Annotated in this window: 19 protein-coding genes; 14 read left to right on the forward strand and 5 right to left on the reverse strand. The window is 40.8% G+C overall.

What is annotated here, in order from left to right:
• Positions 1 to 37: 37 nt before the first annotated feature.
• Positions 38 to 1747, reverse strand: a complete 1710-nt coding sequence (locus AC1MCB_RS01590; RefSeq protein WP_479966994.1) for an APC family permease — start codon at positions 1745 to 1747, stop codon at positions 38 to 40.
• Between the two features lie 70 nt (positions 1748 to 1817).
• On the opposite strand from AC1MCB_RS01590, the gene AC1MCB_RS01595 reads away from it, so the two are divergent.
• Positions 1818 to 2516 carry a phosphatase PAP2 family protein gene (locus AC1MCB_RS01595; protein WP_479966995.1) on the forward strand — a complete coding sequence of 233 codons (699 nt, stop codon included), beginning with the start codon at positions 1818 to 1820 and terminating at the stop codon, positions 2514 to 2516.
• A 23-nt stretch (positions 2517 to 2539) separates the two neighbouring features.
• On the opposite strand, the gene AC1MCB_RS01600 is transcribed toward AC1MCB_RS01595, so the two are convergent.
• From AC1MCB_RS01600 to yihA, 4 genes are all read right to left on the reverse strand, one after another.
• Positions 2540 to 3190 carry a hypothetical protein gene (locus tag AC1MCB_RS01600; protein WP_479966996.1) on the reverse strand — a complete coding sequence of 217 codons (651 nt, stop codon included), beginning with the start codon at positions 3188 to 3190 and terminating at the stop codon, positions 2540 to 2542.
• 162 nt (positions 3191 to 3352) lie between these two features.
• Positions 3353 to 5056, reverse strand: a complete 1704-nt coding sequence (locus AC1MCB_RS01605) for a M3 family oligoendopeptidase (protein ID WP_479966997.1) — start codon at positions 5054 to 5056, stop codon at positions 3353 to 3355.
• 649 nt (positions 5057 to 5705) lie between these two features.
• Positions 5706 to 6566, reverse strand: a complete 861-nt coding sequence (locus AC1MCB_RS01610) for a UbiA-like polyprenyltransferase (RefSeq protein WP_479966998.1) — start codon at positions 6564 to 6566, stop codon at positions 5706 to 5708.
• Between the two features lie 122 nt (positions 6567 to 6688).
• Entirely contained in the window at positions 6689 to 7303 is a 615-nt protein-coding gene (gene yihA / locus AC1MCB_RS01615) for a ribosome biogenesis GTP-binding protein YihA/YsxC (protein WP_479966999.1), read from the reverse strand.
• 441 nt (positions 7304 to 7744) lie between these two features.
• Here yihA and ubiE point away from each other — a divergent pair, with 441 nt between their 5' ends.
• The 13 genes from ubiE (at position 7745) to murI (ending at position 19520) form a co-directional block, all read left to right on the forward strand.
• The gene (gene ubiE, locus AC1MCB_RS01620; RefSeq protein ID WP_479967000.1) at positions 7745 to 8476 is read left to right on the forward strand and encodes a bifunctional demethylmenaquinone methyltransferase/2-methoxy-6-polyprenyl-1,4-benzoquinol methylase UbiE; all 732 of its coding nucleotides are present in this window, start codon (positions 7745 to 7747) and stop codon (positions 8474 to 8476) included.
• Positions 8473 to 9204, forward strand: a complete 732-nt coding sequence (gene porT, locus AC1MCB_RS01625) for a type IX secretion/gliding motility protein PorT/SprT (protein WP_479967001.1) — start codon at positions 8473 to 8475, stop codon at positions 9202 to 9204. Before ubiE ends, porT begins: the two co-directional genes overlap by 4 nt.
• Before the next feature lie 67 nt (positions 9205 to 9271).
• Positions 9272 to 10027, forward strand: coding sequence for an SDR family NAD(P)-dependent oxidoreductase (locus AC1MCB_RS01630; RefSeq protein ID WP_479967002.1), 756 nt, complete (start codon positions 9272 to 9274; stop codon positions 10025 to 10027).
• A gap of 130 nt (positions 10028 to 10157) precedes the next feature.
• On the forward strand, positions 10158 to 10610 hold the full coding sequence (locus AC1MCB_RS01635) for a GatB/YqeY domain-containing protein (protein WP_479967003.1): 453 nt from the start codon (positions 10158 to 10160) through the stop codon (positions 10608 to 10610).
• A gap of 118 nt (positions 10611 to 10728) precedes the next feature.
• On the forward strand, positions 10729 to 11490 hold the full coding sequence (locus AC1MCB_RS01640; protein ID WP_479967004.1) for an alpha/beta fold hydrolase: 762 nt from the start codon (positions 10729 to 10731) through the stop codon (positions 11488 to 11490).
• Between the two features lie 5 nt (positions 11491 to 11495).
• Positions 11496 to 12158 (forward strand): CBS domain-containing protein, encoded by a 663-nt coding sequence (locus AC1MCB_RS01645; protein WP_479967005.1) that lies wholly within the window; start codon positions 11496 to 11498, stop codon positions 12156 to 12158.
• A gap of 9 nt (positions 12159 to 12167) precedes the next feature.
• Entirely contained in the window at positions 12168 to 13052 is an 885-nt protein-coding gene (locus tag AC1MCB_RS01650) for an NAD kinase (protein ID WP_479967006.1), read from the forward strand.
• A gap of 25 nt (positions 13053 to 13077) precedes the next feature.
• Positions 13078 to 13884 carry a type IX secretion system protein PorG gene (gene porG, locus AC1MCB_RS01655; protein ID WP_479967007.1) on the forward strand — a complete coding sequence of 269 codons (807 nt, stop codon included), beginning with the start codon at positions 13078 to 13080 and terminating at the stop codon, positions 13882 to 13884.
• A 139-nt stretch (positions 13885 to 14023) separates the two neighbouring features.
• A complete protein-coding gene (locus AC1MCB_RS01660; protein WP_479967008.1) occupies positions 14024 to 14773 on the forward strand; it encodes an isoprenyl transferase in 750 nt (249 codons plus the stop codon).
• Between the two features lie 142 nt (positions 14774 to 14915).
• Entirely contained in the window at positions 14916 to 17465 is a 2550-nt protein-coding gene (gene bamA / locus AC1MCB_RS01665; RefSeq protein WP_479967009.1) for an outer membrane protein assembly factor BamA, read from the forward strand.
• Positions 17466 to 17481: 16 nt separating this feature from the next.
• On the forward strand, positions 17482 to 18012 hold the full coding sequence (locus AC1MCB_RS01670) for an OmpH/Skp family outer membrane protein (RefSeq protein WP_479967010.1): 531 nt from the start codon (positions 17482 to 17484) through the stop codon (positions 18010 to 18012).
• A 47-nt stretch (positions 18013 to 18059) separates the two neighbouring features.
• Entirely contained in the window at positions 18060 to 18617 is a 558-nt protein-coding gene (locus tag AC1MCB_RS01675; RefSeq protein WP_479967011.1) for an OmpH/Skp family outer membrane protein, read from the forward strand.
• A gap of 102 nt (positions 18618 to 18719) precedes the next feature.
• Positions 18720 to 19520: a glutamate racemase gene (murI, locus tag AC1MCB_RS01680; protein ID WP_479967012.1), complete on the forward strand. Its 801-nt coding sequence runs from the start codon at positions 18720 to 18722 to the stop codon at positions 19518 to 19520.
• Positions 19521 to 19537 lie beyond the last annotated feature (17 nt).

Consider the following 19537-nt stretch of genomic DNA (forward strand, 5'->3'; position numbering starts at 1 on the left):
AAACCTCCTGCGTTAGAACACACAGGAGGTTTATTATCTAAACGATGTTTTTACTGTTCAACCGGCTTTTGTGATATCCGTAACTGAAGTAAATAACAAGCCCGATAGCAAGCCATATCAGGAAGCGTAGCCAGTTGATGTAGCCAAGTTCGGTCATTAAGTATAAACAGCTCAGTAAGCCAAGAACTGGTATCAGAGACAAGCTCTTGGTGAAAGAAAGGTAAGACATGACGGCTGCCGCAATGATAAACAGGAAATACGGTAATTGATCTTTATAAGTATGCCAGTCGCCACTATAGTCAAAGAGTGCAATGATCTGATTACGAAAAAAGAATACTCCAATGATAAACAATAGGGGTATTATGAACTTCGAATTAACATATGGAATCCGGAAGCGCTTCCGGTTCTCATCTGTAATTTCTTCCTTAGGTAACAGCAGCACCCCGGCGCACACCAGTACAAAGGCGAATAAAGTTCCAATACTGGTAAGATCGGTAACCTCCGTTAAGTTCATAAACAAAGCAGGTATGGCTACTACACAACCAGTTACGAGAGTAGCAAACCATGGAGTTTTATATTTTGGATGGATACTTGAAAACTTCTTTGGTAATAAACCGTCACGACTCATACTCATCCAGATCCGTGGCTGTCCCATTTGAAAAATAAGCAGAACGCTTGCGGTCGCAATAACCGCACTCACAGATATGATATAGCTGATCTGATCAAGGCCGATGCGTTTAAAAACAAAGGCCAAAGGATCTTCAACCTGAAGCTCTTTGTAGCTAACCATTCCGGTTAAAACCAGTGCGATAAGGATATACAATATCGTACAAATGATCAGGGAGTAGATCATTCCTTTAGGCAAATCGCGTTGGGGATTCTCACATTCTTCGGCAGTAGTAGAAATGGCATCGAAACCAATGTAGGCAAAGAAAACCCCTGACACCCCCTTCATCATTCCTGAAAAGCCATTTGGCAAAAACGGATCCCAGTTCTCTGGATTGACGTAAAAGAACCCCATGATAATGACTCCGATTACTACCGCCACTTTTAAATAAACCATGGCATTGGTTGCCCTTTTAGTCTCCCGAATTCCAATGTATACCAGCCACGTGATCAGGAAGACGATCCCTAAAGCAGGTATATCAGCAATTAGTTTAAAATTGCCGGATCCCGGTGCCATATTCCACGCTTGCAAAGCATACTGAGCTTTTTCGGAGAAACCAGTGGCGCTCCCGGCTGCCACAAAATCATTATGAGCCCGCGCGGCCGTCATGTAATCCATGGTTAGAAACGGTGGGATATGAATATTGAAACCTTCCAGCAGGTTGGTAAAATATTCACTCCATGAAATAGCTACAGCAATATTACCAATCGCATATTCCATCAAAAGATCCCAACCAATAATCCAGGCGATAAGCTCACCAAAAGAAGCATAGGCATAGGTATATGCACTACCGGATACGGGTATTCTTGATGCAAACTCAGCATAACACAATGCTGAAAAACCGCAGGTTACGGCGGTAATAACAAAAAGTAGACTTACTCCCGGCCCTCCCTGGAAAGAAGCATTTCCGATCGTTGAAAATATTCCGGCACCGATTACAGCGGCGATACCCATCAGGGTCAAGTCTTTCACCTTAAGTACACGGTGCAAACCAGCGATATTCTCGGCATCAGAAAATCCAGCTTCCTTATCTCTCATGATTAAAGCGATGGATTTTTTGCGGAAGAAATTTTTCGACATAGGAATTTTGTATTATTGAAGGTTAAGTTATTCCAAACATAGAAATATATTTAGTTTCGAAAAGAACACAATGAAAATAATGCCTCTAACGTTTTTAGGCCTGTTAAACAAGCACCGGATTTTTGTTGTAAGCTATCTGGTGTTTTTAATGCTTGCTTACTTTATTCAGATGATCTTCCCAAAGGCTGAATTTTTCCTGATGACTAACCGGCACCATCATGTGTTTTTTGATTATCTTTTTAAATTCATCACCATGATAGGGAATCCATCGACCATGGTACTTATAGGTTTCGGTATGGTGTTCATTAAATTTCGATACTGTGTAGTCACGGTTTTGGCGTATGCGTCGTCTGCATTGTTTGTCCAGATCGTTAAAAGAATTTTTAATTCTCCCAGGCCCACAAAGTTTTTTGAAGGACTTAATCCCATTCGAACCCTGGAGGAGTATCCGTTATATGAGTGGAACAGTTTCCCGTCCGGTCACAGCGCGTCGGCCTTTACGTTAGCGGTGGTGCTGACCTACATTTTACCCCATAAACAAAAGCATTGGGTTTTATTGCCTGTTGCAATCATCACTGCCTTTTCAAGGGTTTATCTTTCGCAACACTTCTTTCAGGATGTAGTGGCAGGCTCTGTAATTGGAGTGATACTAACTTTTCAGCTTATTTGGTGGCTCGAGAATTCGGATTGGTACCATTCTGAGGCGCTCGACCGACGACTGTTCGGCAAACCTAAGTTACCAAGGCAAAGTGATGAACCTGCCGCGTAAGAGCTTAAAAGTTCTTTTCCAGATCAGCTAATCGCCTTCTTCTTTCGCATGAATAAAAATGCTATCAAGGCAATGGCGGCCAGTATGGCGCCACCAACAATATAAGGACTTATTCCTTTTTTTTCATCATTCACTGCGGTAAACTGATCTGCAGGAAGAACCTGTTCGTTTACTTTTATTGAATTAAAAAACTTATCCGATTCAGCTGCAGCATACTCCTTATGCATCTCCTCGAACAGAAATTCAAATGCGTAAGTAGCATTATTTGCATGTAGTATTCGGAACTTCCGCATCTCTACACCACTGCCGGTATCAATCTGGAGCGTAAAATCCTTAACCCTTAGCTCTCCAAGTAGTGTATCTTTTTCATTGAGGATTTTACCATCTGAAGCCGAAGAAGATTTAACCCGTTCGATGTAGTCGTTATAATAATCGGTGAGATGTTTATCTTTTTCGATGTCGGGAGTTACAACCGGATTGTCATTTGCCTTAAAAATCAGGATCGTTCCGAATGCCGTGCTTGCACTAAAACTGCTGGCAGTATCTGATTTCACCTTCTTAAAGCCTGCCGGAAGCTGAAAAGAAATAGCAGAATCCAATTTAACGGTTTTCCATCCCTGGCCAAAGGTTTGAAGGCAGGAGAGGATAAGGACAACGAGTATTAGCTTCTTCATGTTAAGTTTTTTAACCTAACTCCAAAACCAAAAGAAAGTTTTGGTAGGAGGAAAAGCAAAGAGCAAAGAATAAGGATCAAAGATTACGAAAAGACCGCTGACAGGTTCAGATCTTTTCTTACTCTTTGTTCTTTGCTCCTTATTCCTTCAATCCTATTTCCTTCAGTCCAATTTCTTCAGTTCCGCTTTGACAAACTCAGCCAGCTCCTTTACGTAATGAGCGCTGAAATCAAATTCGATGCCCGCGGTTTCGTATATTTCTTTGATGGTTTTGGTGTAACCAAGCTTTAGGGCTGCAAGGTATTTCTCCAAGCCTTCTTTCGGATTCTCCTTGTAATTTTTCCAAACCGCAATAGCACCCAGCTGAGCAATCCCATATTCTATGTAGTAGAATGGAACTTCAAAAATGTGCAGCTGTTTTTGCCATAAGTTACCTAATGCATCCTCCTGGCCCGTCCAGTCGGCGAAGTTATTGCCAAACGGTTCAAATATTTTTAGCCAGGCCTCTTCACGCTCGGCGGGAGTTTGTTTGGGATTGGTATATATCCAATGCTGAAATTGATCTACCACGGCCACCCACGGCAGGGTCTTCAATACGTCTTTAAGCTGGTCGCGCTTTGCGCGCTTCAAATCCGCTTCATTATCAAAGAAAACGTCCCATTTATCCATTGAGATCAATTCCATACTCATCGATGCTAACTCAGCAACTTCAGAGGGCAAATGCTTGAAGTCATTTAGTTCCAGGTGCGATGAAATAAAAGTATGAAGCGCATGTCCGCCTTCATGCACCATAGTAGTCAAATCCCGGAAGGAGTTTGCCGAATTCATAAAGATGAAGGGGGCGCCTGTTTCTGCAAGCGGGTAATTGTAGCCCCCGGGTGCTTTTCCTTTCCGGCTATCCACATCAAACAGGTTGTTGGCCTTCATAATAGAAAGGCATTCGCCGATATAGGGGTCCAACTGGCTAAAACACTCAACAGACTTATCTACAAGTTCCTGACCGTTATTAAATGGTTTTAATGCCGGCTTTCCTGAAATGTCCACTTCCATATCCCAGGGCTTTAAAATCTTCAAGCCTAATGCCTTGCTTCGTTTTACAGCCTGTTCATGCATGATAGGAACGATTTCTTTCTCAATCGCCTCATGAAACTTGTAGCAGTCATGAGGAGTATAATCAAACCGGCCCATTGCCTGGAACATGTAATCTCTGAAGTTTTCGAAGCCCGCGTTTAGAGCTACCTGGTGGCGAAGCCTTAACAAGACCTGGAAAAGCTCGTCTAATTGTTCTTTGGCCTCAAGGCGGCGAGCCGTAATTGCTTGCCAGGCCTCCTGGCGAACTTCTCTGTTAGGATCCTTTAGAAATACCGAAGCTTGTTCAAGGGTATACTCCTGACCGTTTAAAGTAACAGACATAGAGCCGGTGATGCCCTGGTATTTTTGTTGTTCAACTTGTATTTGAGTCAGCAACGGAATATTCTCTTCGCGGAATAGTTCTAAAGCCTTTTTAATACTTCTGATTAAAACAAAATATTTTTTCTTATCGAGTTGCTTCAGGAATTCACTTTCAATGAACTTCTTATTTAGCTCATTGTGGATCGGAGCAATCTTAGGTTCAATCTCTGTGGCAAAATATTGAAAGTCTGCAAGCAATTTTTCGTCTGTCGTATCGCAGGTCATCCGGATGTATCTCCAGGCAAAATCCTCTTCCAATGCAGCCTCTAATTCACTCCGGTCTGCCAGCCATTTTTCCAGTTCTTGAACTGAGTTAATGCTACGATGTTCAAGTTCTTTAAATAAAGGTTCTAGAGTTTCCCAGGTAATTTCGAGGGTTGCTGGAATATATTTTCTGTCTTTCTTAACAATCATCTTGCGTTGAGTTTAATCCACGAAGTTAATAGAAATGTGTAGTATGTTCTTAACGCTAAGGTCAGGCAAGTTCAATTTTTGAAGCAGTAGAATAGCTCAAGCAGCTCCAAGTTTTCTACACCGCGATAAAACTGATGCCTAACCCAGTCTTAACCGGATCAGGAAACGTTGTTGTTATCCCATAATCAAATTAAGTGATCGTTAAGGTTTTGTAGTAGTTTCTTACTAGCAAACTACTAGGATACTACTAGGAAACTACTACGAAACTACTAGGAAACCTTTACAAGGGCGCTTCGTGACATGGCGATGCAAAGTCTCAAAAACCCTGTTGTGGGGGAGAGTGTAAGGAGAGTGGAAAATGAACTGTGTCAAAAAGTAAAAAATATACTTTAGCCACCGTTGTATGAAGGATGAAAACGGACTCGATTAGATATTGATCATTCGATTGCATAGCTGGCCACTATATGAAGGTTCAGAGATGCATTCACAGATACTCGACTAAGAAAAGTCAAATCAGGCTATAACTCTCAGTACGGCACTTTGGCTATGTTAATCAATGAAATTTGGATATCGTTAAAAGGGGATTGAGCGGGGAAAAAGCTTATCTAATAAAAGAATGTTTCCGTGTTACCAGCGCATTAAATAGTGTTTAAAACTGATTTCTAAGATACACGTCTAATAGGAAGAAACTGGCAAAAACAACAGAGGCAATGCCGTTGGTTGTGAAAAACGCCCGATCAACTTTGCTTAAGTCGTCTGGCTTAACCAGGCGGTGCTGATAGATCAGCAGAACGATGAAAAATAGAATTCCTGCGATGTAGAACCAGCTTAAAGGAGTGTATAATAAAGGAAGCGAAATAAACAGCACTGACAGCGCATGCAATAATGATGAAACATTTAAAGCCTGCTTTTTACCCAACCATGCGGGTATAGAGTTAAGTCCGTTCTCTCGATCAAACTCTTCATCCTGTAAAGCATAGATAATATCGAAGCCGCTTACCCAGCATAAAACTGCCAGGGAAAAGAAGATCGGCAATAGGTCAAACTCGCCGGTAACAACCAGGTAAGCGCCAATAGGGGCGAGTGCCAGTCCGAGGCCTAAAACCAGATGGCATAGCGGGGTAAAGCGTTTTGTATAGCTGTATCCCAATACAACCGCCAACGCGATAGGTGAGAGTACCAGGCAAAGAGGGTTAATGAAAAAAGTTGCGACTATAAAAAGCAGGGAATTAATAATAGTAAATATTAGAGCTTCATTTGAAGAAATGCGGCCCGATGGAATATCGCGAATAACAGTTCGTGGATTTTGAGCATCGATTTCCCGATCAAGGTAACGGTTAAATGACATGGCCGCATTACGGGCAAATACCATACATAATACCATCAGTACCAGTTTGAGCCAGGTGAATTCATGTTCAGTGGTAGTAACCGCCAAAAAAAAACCAATGAAAGCAAAAGGGAGTGCAAATACAGTATGGGCAAATAACACCAGCGAAAAATATTTCTTCATTTGGAGATTTGAAATATGAGATTTGAGATATTAGATTGGATAGATTGGAGATATGAGATTTGAGATTTAAGAAGTGAGTTGAAATCTAAGTGGTTGATCTTAATTCCTAATTCCTAATTCTCTTAAATCTTTTCTAACTTTTGAAACTTCTTGTTTAGATCATCAATAAAAGCGAGTACTTCATCCCGGCCTTCATCTGTTTCGGCAGAAGTAATGAATTGCGGAGGAGCCTCTTCGAACAACTCAAGAATGGCTTTTTTAAACTTGGCCATATTCTGGTCTGATTTTACCTTTGATTGCTTATCAGCTTTGGTGAAGACCAGCACAAAGGGAATTCCGTTCTCTCCAAGCCATGAACAGAATTCAAGATCTAATTTCTGTGGCGTCAGTCTGCTGTCAATTAGTGTAAAAACACATTGAAGATTTTCACGATTACGGAGATAGTAGCGGATAAATTTTTCCCAGTCGCTGCGGTTGCTCCGCGACGTTTTAGCGTAGCCATATCCTGGTAGATCGACCAACTGCCAATTCTCATTGATCAGAAAGTGGTTAATAAGTTGTGTTTTACCAGGTGTTTGAGACGTCTTTGCAAGCCCCTTCTTTTGCACCAGCATATTTATCAGTGACGATTTGCCGACATTGGATCGTCCGATAAAGGCGTACTCCGGCAATAGAGGCGGCGGTAACCTTTCGGTACGGGTATTACTGCATTGAAACTCTGCGCTTTTAATAATCATTAGGGCAAAGGTACTTTTAAGTTATAAATTTTGGCCTATTAGTGCTAAGTTTTGAACATTAAGCGATTAGCGAACACGCATCACGCCGTTAAATATTTTGTGGAAACAAGGTCTTGTAACTTATAATTTCCGAATTCTTACAAGACAAACTTATTGGAAATTGAGTTATCCTAAAAGTGAATTAATAGTGGTTGATTAAATATTGTTCAGTTTTAGCTCATAAACAAGTCCAAATAGGAGGAAAGAGTTTCACAGAACAGGAATGATATCTGTCTTTTACAATTTCTATTGTAAATCAGCTAACTTGCTTTGCAGAGTTTTCTTTGAATTAGTGGTGCTGTTTAACGTGTTGATCAAACCAGCGTCAAGTATTCAAAGTTTTAGTCATCAAGGGATCCAGGGGCTACTCAGTTTATCAAATTAACTATCTTTACCCGCTCTATGTCTAAACAAATTACTCCCTATAGCAATTCACAGGCTACAAAAAAAGAGCAGGTTGCCGATATGTTCAACAATATTTCGGGCACCTATGATTTTCTGAATCATTTTATGTCTATGGGGATAGATGTGATCTGGCGTAAAAAAGCAATTCGCGAACTGCAGGACATTAAGCCTCAGTACATGCTGGATGTTGCTACAGGTACTGGCGATTTTGCTTTTGAAGCTTTACAAATCTTGAAACCCGCGAAGATCATTGGAGTTGATATTTCTCAGGGTATGCTTGATGTTGCCCGTCAGAAAATTCAAAAGCGAAACCTTCAGGATGTTTTTGAAGTGCGTTTAGGAGATTCGGAAAAGCTCTTATTTGAGGATAACACATTCGATGCGATCACCGTTGCTTTTGGTGTGCGCAATTTCGAGAACCTTGATAAGGGACTTAGTGATATGTTTCGCGTACTAAAGCCTGGTGGAAAGTTGGTTGTTTTAGAGTTTTCGAAACCCCGGGTATTTCCTGTAAAGCAGGGCTATAATTTTTACTTCAAATATATTACTCCAACTATTGGCAGGGTTTTTTCTAAGGATTCCACTGCATACACCTACCTGCCAGAATCAGTTGCCGCTTTCCCTGATGGTGAGGACTTTAGGTTAAGAATGCAAAATGCAGGCTTTGCCGGTACCAAGGCAAGACCGCTTATGTTTGGGATCTGTTCTATATACACCGGAGTTAAATGACGAAAAAATTCAGTCTGCTGTCTTTCTTTATTATAGTTTTCAGTACTAGTACTTTTGCACAGCAGAGCTGGGGTGGTGGCGTTGATGATGAACCCTTTCATTTTGGCTTCACTTTTCAATACATTTCATCGGAATACAAGGTGATGAAAAAGTCTAACTGGCGGGAAATTTTCCCTGATCCCGACGGAATAGACAATAAGCCACCATTATACAGCATTAGTTCTCCGGTTTCTCCCGGCTTCGGGTTAGGATTCGTGAGCAATTATCGCCTCGGCAAAAACGCAGATATCCGTTTTACTCCTGGTTTGGTATTTTCAGACCGCCTTATCGATTATACGTATGGTTCGCCGGAAGATTTTGTGCAGCAAAAAGTGCAGTCTACCCTTGTGGATTTTCCGTTGGGAATAAAGATCAAGTCCGATCGTCGCAAGAATTTCAGGGCGTACTTTTTAGCAGGCGCTAAATACTCTGTAGATATCGTATCAAAAAAGAAGACTAACGATATCGATAAGATCTGGACTGAAAAATTAGTTAAGAATACCCGAAATGTATTATGGTATGAAGCCGGGGTTGGTTTCGACCTTTACTTCGAGTTTTTTAAACTCTCACCAGAGTTAAAGCTTGCTAATTCCTTTAAGAGTGTTTTAAATCCTGAGGATCATCCTTATTCCGGACCGGTTGATAAGCTTTTCCTCCGAAATCTTCAGTTTAGTCTTTACTTCGAATAACAGAAAAAGCACTTTAATCTTTATTAAAGGCGTGAGGTTTGTTAATTTCGACCTTGAAATCTCGATTATGTCAAAAATTGCCCTTATTACAGGTGCTACTGCGGGAATAGGTGAGGCCTGTTCTGTTTTGTTTGCGGAAAATGGATACGATCTAATTCTATTAGCCCGCCGGGAAGAAAAATTGAATACGCTGGCTGAGCGGCTAAGCAAAGAATTTAAGATTCGCGTTAAAACGGTAATAGCAGATGTGCGGAACAAAGCAGATGTCCTGAAACTTAATGACCTTCCCACCGACTGGAAAGAGGTGGACATACTGGTGAACAACGCAGGCCTGAGCCAGGGACTTGATCCGATACACGAGGGCCAAACGGATGACTGGGATACGATGATCGATACGAATGTTAAGGGACTCTTGTATGTTACCAGAACGGTGTCACCGTGGATGGTTAGCCGTAAGAGGGGGCATATTGTCAACATTGGCTCTATCGCCGGAAAGGAAACATATTTAAACGGAAATGTTTATTGCGCCACCAAACATGCTGTTGATTCCCTCAATAAAGCGATGCGAATAGATTTGCTGCCTTATGGAATCAAAGTCACCGGTATTCATCCTGGTGCTGTGGATACTGAATTTTCTGAGGTAAGGTTTAAAGGGGACAAGAGCAGGGCTGAGAAAGTGTATGAAGGATATGAGCCGTTACATGCAAGGGACATCGCAGAAACCATCTGGTTTGCGGCTAGTCGTCCGGCCCATGTAAATATTAACGATATGCTGGTTATGCCAACTGCCCAGGCTAATACGAGTCATTTGATAAAGGGGTAGGTATTAGGTATCAGGTATCAGGTATTAGGTATCAGGTATTAGATGTCAGTTATCAGTTATCAAGTATCACGTATTACTAAGTTCTTTTTCATAATCATAATTCTTAATTCATAATTCTCAATTAATAAAGATGCTACAACAAACAATTGATCAGGATATTAAAACTGCTATGCTTGCGAAAGACACTGTTCGTCTTCGGGGATTAAGAGCAATAAAAGCGGCGCTGTTGAACGCCAAAACGGAGAAGGGCGCCAGTGAAACTTTGGCAGAGGATGCTGAAGTTAAGGTTTTGCAAAGGCTTGTTAAACAACGCAAAGAGTCGGCAGATATTTATTCTACGCAAAATCGCCCTGATCTTCGACAGATTGAATTGGAGGAATTAGAAGTGATTGAAGCTTACCTTCCAAAGCAGATGGACCGCGATGCTATCAAGAGTCACGTTCAGGATGCTATAGCCCGTACCGGTGCAGCCGGCGCAAAGGATATGGGTAAGGTTATGGGAGTTGTTAACAAGGAACTCGCGGGGAAGGCCGATGGTAAAAGCATTTCTGAAGTGGTTAAAGAACTTCTTGCAGGGTTGTAGGAAGCTGTTAATTGTCCGGAAAATCTTATTTTTATTAGCATTAAATTAAGTTTTCGTACTGATTTCGCAATCAGACTTCTATCTTAGCAACCAATACACACTATGCTCAAATGATTCTATGGAGTTCGCAATAAAAGAAGAAAAAGGTTTTAGATACGTTGAAGAGGGACAGGGCGAAGTGTTATTATTACTTCATGGATTGATGGGAGCTCTAAGTAACTGGGAAGATGTGGTGAATGAATTTAAAAGCGAATACCGGGTGATCATTCCCATGTTGCCGCTATATGATTTACCATTGCTAACTACCGGAGTAAAAAGTCTGGCAAAATTTGTTCATAAATTTGTAAAATATAAAGAGCTAAAGGATATCACTTTATTAGGCAATTCCTTAGGCGGACATATTGGCCTGATCTATACGCTGGCACATCCTGATGATGTGAAGGCACTTGTTCTTACAGGAAGTTCCGGCCTTTATGAGAATGCCTTTGGTGGTTCATTTCCACGTCGCGAGAGCTATGATTTCATTCGTGAGAAGGTTGAATTTACCTTTTATGATCCGGCAACGGCAACCAAGGAGTTGGTAGATGATGTTTTCGCTTCGGTCAATGACCGTCATAAGGTGATCCGGATACTGGCCATTGCTAAATCTGCTATTCGTCATAACATGTCTAAGGACCTCTACAAGATTACAGTTCCGGTTTGTTTGATCTGGGGACTGCAGGATAAAGTAACGCCACCGGGAGTTGCAAAGGAATTCCACGAGATACTGCCCAATTCTGAGTTAAACTGGCTCGATAAATGCGGCCACGCACCTATGATGGAAAGACCTGCAGAGTTTAATATTGCTTTAAGGAAATTTTTAGATCGGATTAAAAACTGACGCTTATGTTAGCCCACGATTTAATATCTGATGCGATACCACCACTGAAAACTTCTGATAACGTTCAGAAAGTGCTTGACAGGATGGCTGAATTTCGTGTATACCATCTCCCGATTGTAAACGAGAAACAGATATTAGGTTTGATCTGTGAGGAAGATTTGATTGAAGTGTCTGACTATAGTACCGAAATTGGAAGTCTGAGCCTAAGCTTGTGTAACTATTGGGTTTACGAAGATCAGCACGTTTATGATGTGATTAAATTAATTAATGAATTGCATTTGAGTCTGGTACCTGTTTTAAATCGCGATAAAGAATATCTTGGAGTGGTATCGTTAGGTACGATAACAGAATATTTTGCCACTCTTATGGCCATTAAAGAGCCGGGTACTATCATCGTACTGGAAATCAGTAACCGAGATAATTCGCTTGCCCATGTTGCGCAGATTGTCGAATCAGAAAATGCTCAGATCCTTAGCTCATATGTCAGGGCGTTCCCAGATTCTACAAAGCTAGAATTGACACTTAAATTGAACCGAACGAAGACCTCTGCTATTGTGGCTTCTTTTCTAAGGTATGATTATGTTGTGATAGCTACCTTTAATGATCAAAAATCGGATGAAGGATCTCAGGATCGTTATGATCAGCTAATGAATTACCTTGATATCTAATTCCCCTTCATGAAGATCGCAATCTACGGCAGGCAATTCAATAATTCAGTTCTTCCATATGTACAACAGGTTTTTGATAGTTTGGCGAAATGCGATATAGAGCCTTATATATTTGATAAGTATAATCAGTTCATTTCCGGTAAGGTCTTCTTTCCCCGAAAATTTCATCTTTTTAGTAATCACCAGGAGTTGCTGGAGAGTAAGGTTGATGTAGTGATCAGCCTGGGAGGTGACGGAACAATGCTGGATGCTGTTTCCATTGTTCGGAATTCACTTATTCCTATTATTGGCATCAATTTCGGCCGTTTGGGATTCCTGGCAAGTATTAATAAAAATGATATTCAATCAGCAATAAACTCGCTTTTTAAGAAAGATTTTACGCTTGATGCGCGTGCTTTGCTAACGATCGAGTCAGAGGGTAATCTTTTTGGTGATGAGAACTTTGCGCTTAATGATATAACTATTCATAAACGTGATACCTCTGCGATGATGATCATCCATGCTTATCTGAATGGTGATTTCTTAAACTCTTATTGGGCTGACGGACTTATTCTGGCTACTCCGACCGGCTCAACTGCATATTCGCTTAGTTGCGGTGGACCGATTATTTTTCCGCGTTCGGGAAATATGGTGGTTACACCTATTTCTCCGCACAACTTAAACGTTAGACCAATAGTTCTGTCAGATACCAATAAGTTATCTTTTGAAATCGAAGGGCGCAGTTCTAAATATCTGCTTACTTGCGATTCGCGTACAGAAGTTATTGATACATCAATTAGGGTGACTGTTAAAAAGGCCGACTTCTCAATTAACTTGATCCGGTTAAATAATGAGAGTTATCTCAACACACTGAGAAATAAATTATTATGGGGAATTGATGCCAGAAACTATTAATCGAAACTTGTCCAATTCCAAATAAATGCGTCTACCGGTTTTAATTGCAATTCTCCTTTTAACAATTTTTAAGACATCAGCTCAGACATGGGAGATCGGTGGGTTTGTTGGCGGTTCTGGTTACATGGGTGATATAAATCCTACAAAACCTTACAAAGTAAACAATCTTGCTTTTGGAGGCCAGGTAAAACGTAACCTTGATGGTTATTGGGCTTTGAAACTAAATGTGATGCATGGCAAAATTGCGGCAGAAGATCGGGACGCAAACAATGAATATCAACGTGCACGTAACATAGATTTCTTTTCGAAGGTTACCGAGGTTTCTCTGCAAGCTGAATTTAACTTCTTTAATTACTTCCCTGGAAGTTTACCCGGAAATGGCACCCGCAAGGCAACTCCATACCTTTTTACAGGTATTGGCGGTGTTCTCTTTAATCCAAAAACAATATATGCGGGGGAGGAATATTTGCTGCATGATTATATAACAGAGGGAGAATCCTTGTCTGACAGGTATAAAAGACATGCGCTAAGTGTTCCTTACGGTGTCGGATTAAAGTATAATATTTCGGGGAACTGGAATCTCATCGGCGAAGTTGGGTATCGCACGGCATTTACCGACTTTCTTGATGACGTGAGTGGTGTATATCCTTCTTATTTTGGTATTCCTGGATATAATACTGAAATTGATGCAGTTTTGTCTGATCCTTCACCCGAGCCTCGAATGGGCCGGGCAGGAGTACAACGCGGGGATTTCAGAAAAAGAGATACTTATATGTTTACGGGCATTAGCCTCACCTATACATTCGTCTCATTAAAATGCCCGATGTTTTAGTTACAAAACTGTGAACAGGAGACTTTTGGAATCAAAACCATCCAGTACAATAAATTAATGCAAAGTAAGTTCTACCTTTGCAAACTGAAATTCAGAAGTTCTGGATAACAAACAAAAGATTTTTAGGTTTTAACTTTTAATGAGTTTACTCGAACAAATTGACATCAACAGGTTGCCAAAGCATGTGGCAATTATTATGGATGGAAACGGCCGCTGGGCAAAGGAACATGGTAAAATGCGTGTTTTCGGCCATCAGAGTGGAGTTATTTCTGTTCGCGATACCGTTGAAGGGGCCGTTAAAGCCGGAATTCCGTTTATAACTTTATATGCCTTCTCGACCGAAAACTGGAATCGTCCAAAGCTGGAGGTATTTGCTTTGATGGAATTGCTGGTTGCAACAATTAATAGAGAGACTAAAACCTTGATGGAAAATGGCGTTAAATTAAACGCCATTGGTGATTTGCAATCCTTGCCGCCTAAATGCTATAAACAATTGCAAGAGACTATTCAGAAAACTTCAGGAAACAATAATTGCACTTTAACACTCGCTTTAAGTTATAGTTCGCGTTGGGAAATCACCCAGGCTGCCCGATCCCTAGCTATTGAAGTAAAAGAAGGCAGGCTAGATCCCGAGGATATAAATGAAGAAACTTTTGCGAGTCGCTTAACTACATCTGGCATTCCTGACCCCGAACTAATGATCCGCACAAGTGGAGAATACCGCATTAGCAACTATCTTTTATGGCAACTTGCTTACGCCGAATTGTACTTTACTGCAAAGCTATGGCCTGACTTCAGACGGGAAGACCTATACGAGGCGATAATTGATTTTCAGAAACGCGAACGTCGCTTTGGCAAAACGAGTGAACAGCTTCAACAAAGCTTTTAAATTTTAAAGCTCAATTATTGCAAACAAACTTTAATTTTTTATTGAGGAGTGAGGTCAGCAAAGGGGCCGTACTTAACTAATTTATACTTTTAACACTTTTTAACAACTCATTGAGTTATTTTAGCACCGTTAAATCCACAAAATGAACCGTTTTCTAATCATCATATTTTTTCTTATCTCCGGTACTTCTGCAATGGCTCAATTTGGTCGAACCAATCCAACTTCCACGTTAAAGCCTGCGGGAAATGAGGAGGTGAGCTATTTGAATCCCAAAGAATATGTTATTGGAAACACTACTATTAGCGGCGTTCAGTTTTTAGAAAAGGATGTCCTGATTACGATCGCTAAACTTAATAAGGGTGATCGTATCATCGTACCTGGAGAGGCAACATCGAATGCAATTAAAAACCTATGGGCGCAGGGGTTATTTGATGACGTGCAATTGAATATCTCTGAAATCAGAGGAGATTCTATCTTTTTTGACATCGAAGTAGTTGAGCGGCCAAGGCTTACCCGTATTGATCTTCGGGGACTGCGTAAGAGCGAAACAGAAGATATAAGAGAAAAACTGAATGATAAAACCGGCAAGGTGGTCAATGAGAACTTATTGAAAACTACTACGGATATCATCAAAAAGCACTTCACCGAGAAAGGGTATTTGAATACCGATGTTGCGATCGTTCAACGTAAGGATTCATCTGAGGCGAATAATATGATCCTCACAGTTACTGTAGATAAGAAGGAGAAGGTTAAGGTAAATTCAATAGAATTTGAAGGGAATAAAGACTTCAAGGACAAGCAGCTGAAGAAGTTTTTGAAGAAAACTAAGGAAAAGGCTTTCTACAAAGTCTTCGGTCCGGGCAAGTTTCTACAGGACAAATACGAAGAAGATAAGCTTGCGCTGATCTCAAAAATGCACGATAAAGGTTATCGTGACGCGGAAATCATCAGTGATTCTATTTCCCGACATGATGACAAGTCTGTTAACATCAATATTAAATTATATGAGGGTCCAAAATATTATTTTGGTGATATTACCTGGGCCGGGAATGCAAAATATTCTACAGAGATTTTAAACAGGTTATTGGCCATTAAAAAAGGTGAAGTCTTTAGTGAAGAAAAGCTAAATAAAAAATTAAGCGGTCCGACAGCCACAGGAGAAGATATTAGCTCATTATACTTAAATGATGGCTATCTGACGTTCAATGCTGATCCGGTGCAAACCAAGGTTTATGGCGACTCGATCAATCTTGAGATACGGCTCTATGAGGGACCTCAATATACTATCAATAAGATTATTTTAAAAGGTAATGAGGTAACCAATGACAAGGTGGTTTTACGTGAAATACGTACTAAACCGGGCCAGAAGTTTTCCAAAGAGGATATTGTGCGTAGTACAAGAGAAATTGCTCAGCTAGGTAATTTTGATGATCAGAAGACTGAACCAAAACCAATTAACATAAATCCGAATGAGGGGACGGTGGATATTGAATATAATGTCGTTGAAAAACCATCTGACCAGATTGAGCTTTCCGGTGGCTTCGGTGGTGGGCGTATTGTTGGTACTTTGGGTCTAACGTTCAATAACTTCTCGGCCCGTAATCTCTTCAACCTGAAGGAATGGAAGCCACTTCCAAGAGGCGATGGTCAGAAATTAAGTATTCGTGGACAAACTAACGGTAAGTTTTACCAGTCCTATAGCTTTTCGTTTTCTGAGCCATGGTTAGGCGGTAAGAAACCGATTTATTTTGGAATCAGCGCTTTCACGTCGTTGCAGTCAAACGGTTTCTCAAAAACCGATCCTGGCCTTCAGAGGATTCGTCTTAATGGTATTACCTTTTCCTTAGGGCAGCGTTTAAAATGGCCTGATGATTATTTTCAGACCAGCACTTCATTGAACTTCCAGCAGTATCAGTTAAATAATTACAGTGGTTTTCTTTTCTCGAACGGAACGGCCTACAACTTTAACTTAACTCAGGAATTTAGCAGGAACTCGTTGGGAGGGTCGCCTATCTATCCAACTTCCGGATCAAACCTTAAGTTAACGATGCAGGCAACGCCACCATATTCTCTATTTAACAATACTAACTATCTTACAGCAACAGATAAGGACAAATATCGCTACACAGAGTATTTTAAAACTAAGTTTGAGTCGCAATGGTTTACCAGCGTTGTTGGTAAGCTCGTGTTAAAAGCACAGGCCCAGTTTGGATTCCTCGGATCCTACAATAAAGCGGTTGGTCAGTCGGCATTTGAGCGATTCAAATTAGGTGGAGATGGAATGCAGGGATTTGATTTCCTTCAGGGATCTGAAGTTATTGCGATGCGTGGTTATACAAACAACTCAGTTATTCCAATCGGCTCAGATCCTGCCATTGCGCAGAACTCAGGTAGCCCTATTTTTAACAAATACATATTAGAGTTAAGACATCCGGTTACTCTAAATCAGCAAGCTACAGTTTTCGTACTCGCTTTTGCCGAAGGAGGTAATACTTGGAATAGTTTCAAAGAGTTTGCTCCTTTCAACATTCGCCGCTCTGTCGGTGTAGGCGCGAGAGTCTTCCTGCCTATCTTTGGTCTTCTGGGCATTGATTACGGTTATGGTTTCGACAGCATTCCCGGATCTCCAGACGCCAACAAGGGTCAGTTTCATTTTAGTATAGCGCAATCCTTAAGCGGAGGCTTTAATTAATATTTATCTAAGCAACATGAAGAAATTAATTCTGACGGCAGTATTTGCCTTTGTAATGACTTTAGGGGCCTTCGCCCAGCGCTTTGCTTATGTAGACAGCGATTATATCCTGAAACACATACCAGAGTACAACGCTGCCCAAAAGCAGTTAGATGCATTATCAGGACAGTGGCAGCAAGAAGTGGATACTCGCTTTGCTGACATAGAAAAATTGTACAAGACTTACCAGGCCGATCAGGTTTTATTAACTGAGGAAATGCGTAAGCGTCGTGAGAACGAAATTATCGAGAAGGAGAAGGAGGCTAAAGAGTTTCAGAGGGTGAAATTTGGCTTCGAAGGAGAATTATTTCAACAGCGGACCAGACTGATTAAACCTATTCAGGATAAAGTGTCTAAAGCTGTACAGGCTGTGGCTGATGCACAGCAATTGGATATGATATTTGACAAAAACAGTGAAATTATGCTATTGTACGCTAGTCCGCGTTTAGATAAAAGTAACGACGTTGTTACCCGACTGGGATATAAACCAGGGGTATTTGTTAAATAGCAAATTCTTATTATAATCGTAAACCACAAAAACCAAATAGAATAGAAATGAAAAGTATTATGAAAGTAGCCGTAGTTGCGGTAGGATTATTATTTGCAGGGAATGCGGTTAATGCCCAGCAGAAACTGGGTCATATTAATTCAGCAGATCTATTGCAGGCAATGCCAGAGATGAAAACTGCTGATGCTTCTTTCCAGACCTTTGCAAAAGCAAAGCAATCTACCCTTGAGAAGATGGATGCCGAGCGTCAAAAGAAAATCACTGTTTACCAGGAAAAAGCTAAAACAATAAGCGAAGCAAATAAAGAAACTGTTTCTAAAGAGTTGCAAACATTGGCTACCGAAATTCAGGATATGGAGAAGAGGTTAGGCGAATCTCAGCAAAAGTCAGAGGAAGAGTTACAGGCTAAACGTACTGAACTTTATCAGCCGGTATTTAAAAAGGCTGAAGAAGCAGTTAAAGTTGTTGCTAAAGAAAAAGGATACGCTTATGTATTTGATATCTCTCAGCCTGGAGTAGTTTACTTTGACGGTGGTGATGATATGCTTGCAGCTGTTAAAACCAAACTGGGGATTTCTGCTGCCGCAGCTGCTCCTAAAAAGTAAATATTATTAATATTTCAAAGTAAAATGCGAAACAGAGATTGTTTCGCATTTTTTTTGTGTTAAGCTTTTTACCTACCTTTTCAGGCTAAATTAATTATCTGCATGAATTCAGCATTGCCTATCGGGATTTTTGATTCAGGTATAGGAGGTCTGACGGTTGCCGGGGCAATCCACAGAATACTTCCTGATGAACAGTTAATATATTTCGGCGATACTGCCCATTTACCTTACGGAGATAAATCTCCGGAAGCCATCAAAGGCTATTGCCTAAACATTGGGCGGTTTCTATTAAGCCAAAACTGTAAGATGATTGTGATAGCCTGCAATACCGCATCCTCACATGGTTACCAGGCGCTGGTTGATGATATTGGCGATCAAGTTCCGATTGTAAATGTGATTGATCCTGTTATTCAGGAACTTGTGCGGGGGAGTAAACATCATCGGGTGGGAGTTATAGGAACGAAGTCCACAATTCAATCGGGAATCTATGCCAGCAAAATTGCCGCCATTGATCCGGGTATAAGTGTCTTTTCGCTTGCCACTCCCTTATTAGCTCCAATGATTGAGGAAGGGTATTTTAATAATAACATAAGTCATACTGTGATTCAGGAGTATTTATCATCTCCCAAACTTAAAGAAATTGATAGCCTCGTTCTGGCATGCACCCATTACCCTCTGATAAAACAGGAAATCTACGATTATTATGATGGTAAAGTTGATATCATCAACACGGCGGAAATCGTAGCAAAATATGTAAAGGATGAATTGGAGAGGATGGGGATTACCAATAGCAATGGCCACGAAGGACACCGCTTCTATGTCTCAGATTATACTAGATCCTTTGAAAAGAGTACCCGTCTCTTCTTTGGTGAGAAAATAAACCTTCAGCATCAAGTAATTTGAAAGGCAGTTGACGATCT

The sequence above is a fragment of the Daejeonella sp. AP26 genome, from assembly GCF_056680515.1.

Coding starts and splice junctions, on each gene's coding strand:
- AC1MCB_RS01590 (WP_479966994.1), bottom strand. CDS start 1,747: ATGTCGAAAAATTTCTTCCGCAAAAAATCCATCGCTTTAATCATGAGA.
- AC1MCB_RS01595 (WP_479966995.1), top strand. CDS start 1,818: ATGAAAATAATGCCTCTAACGTTTTTAGGCCTGTTAAACAAGCACCGG.
- AC1MCB_RS01600 (WP_479966996.1), bottom strand. CDS start 3,190: ATGAAGAAGCTAATACTCGTTGTCCTTATCCTCTCCTGCCTTCAAACC.
- AC1MCB_RS01605 (WP_479966997.1), bottom strand. CDS start 5,056: ATGATTGTTAAGAAAGACAGAAAATATATTCCAGCAACCCTCGAAATT.
- AC1MCB_RS01610 (WP_479966998.1), bottom strand. CDS start 6,566: ATGAAGAAATATTTTTCGCTGGTGTTATTTGCCCATACTGTATTTGCA.
- yihA (WP_479966999.1), bottom strand. CDS start 7,303: ATGATTATTAAAAGCGCAGAGTTTCAATGCAGTAATACCCGTACCGAA.
- ubiE (WP_479967000.1), top strand. CDS start 7,745: ATGTCTAAACAAATTACTCCCTATAGCAATTCACAGGCTACAAAAAAA.
- porT (WP_479967001.1), top strand. CDS start 8,473: ATGACGAAAAAATTCAGTCTGCTGTCTTTCTTTATTATAGTTTTCAGT.
- AC1MCB_RS01630 (WP_479967002.1), top strand. CDS start 9,272: ATGTCAAAAATTGCCCTTATTACAGGTGCTACTGCGGGAATAGGTGAG.
- AC1MCB_RS01635 (WP_479967003.1), top strand. CDS start 10,158: ATGCTACAACAAACAATTGATCAGGATATTAAAACTGCTATGCTTGCG.
- AC1MCB_RS01640 (WP_479967004.1), top strand. CDS start 10,729: ATGGAGTTCGCAATAAAAGAAGAAAAAGGTTTTAGATACGTTGAAGAG.
- AC1MCB_RS01645 (WP_479967005.1), top strand. CDS start 11,496: ATGTTAGCCCACGATTTAATATCTGATGCGATACCACCACTGAAAACT.
- AC1MCB_RS01650 (WP_479967006.1), top strand. CDS start 12,168: ATGAAGATCGCAATCTACGGCAGGCAATTCAATAATTCAGTTCTTCCA.
- porG (WP_479967007.1), top strand. CDS start 13,078: ATGCGTCTACCGGTTTTAATTGCAATTCTCCTTTTAACAATTTTTAAG.
- AC1MCB_RS01660 (WP_479967008.1), top strand. CDS start 14,024: ATGAGTTTACTCGAACAAATTGACATCAACAGGTTGCCAAAGCATGTG.
- bamA (WP_479967009.1), top strand. CDS start 14,916: ATGAACCGTTTTCTAATCATCATATTTTTTCTTATCTCCGGTACTTCT.
- AC1MCB_RS01670 (WP_479967010.1), top strand. CDS start 17,482: ATGAAGAAATTAATTCTGACGGCAGTATTTGCCTTTGTAATGACTTTA.
- AC1MCB_RS01675 (WP_479967011.1), top strand. CDS start 18,060: ATGAAAAGTATTATGAAAGTAGCCGTAGTTGCGGTAGGATTATTATTT.
- murI (WP_479967012.1), top strand. CDS start 18,720: ATGAATTCAGCATTGCCTATCGGGATTTTTGATTCAGGTATAGGAGGT.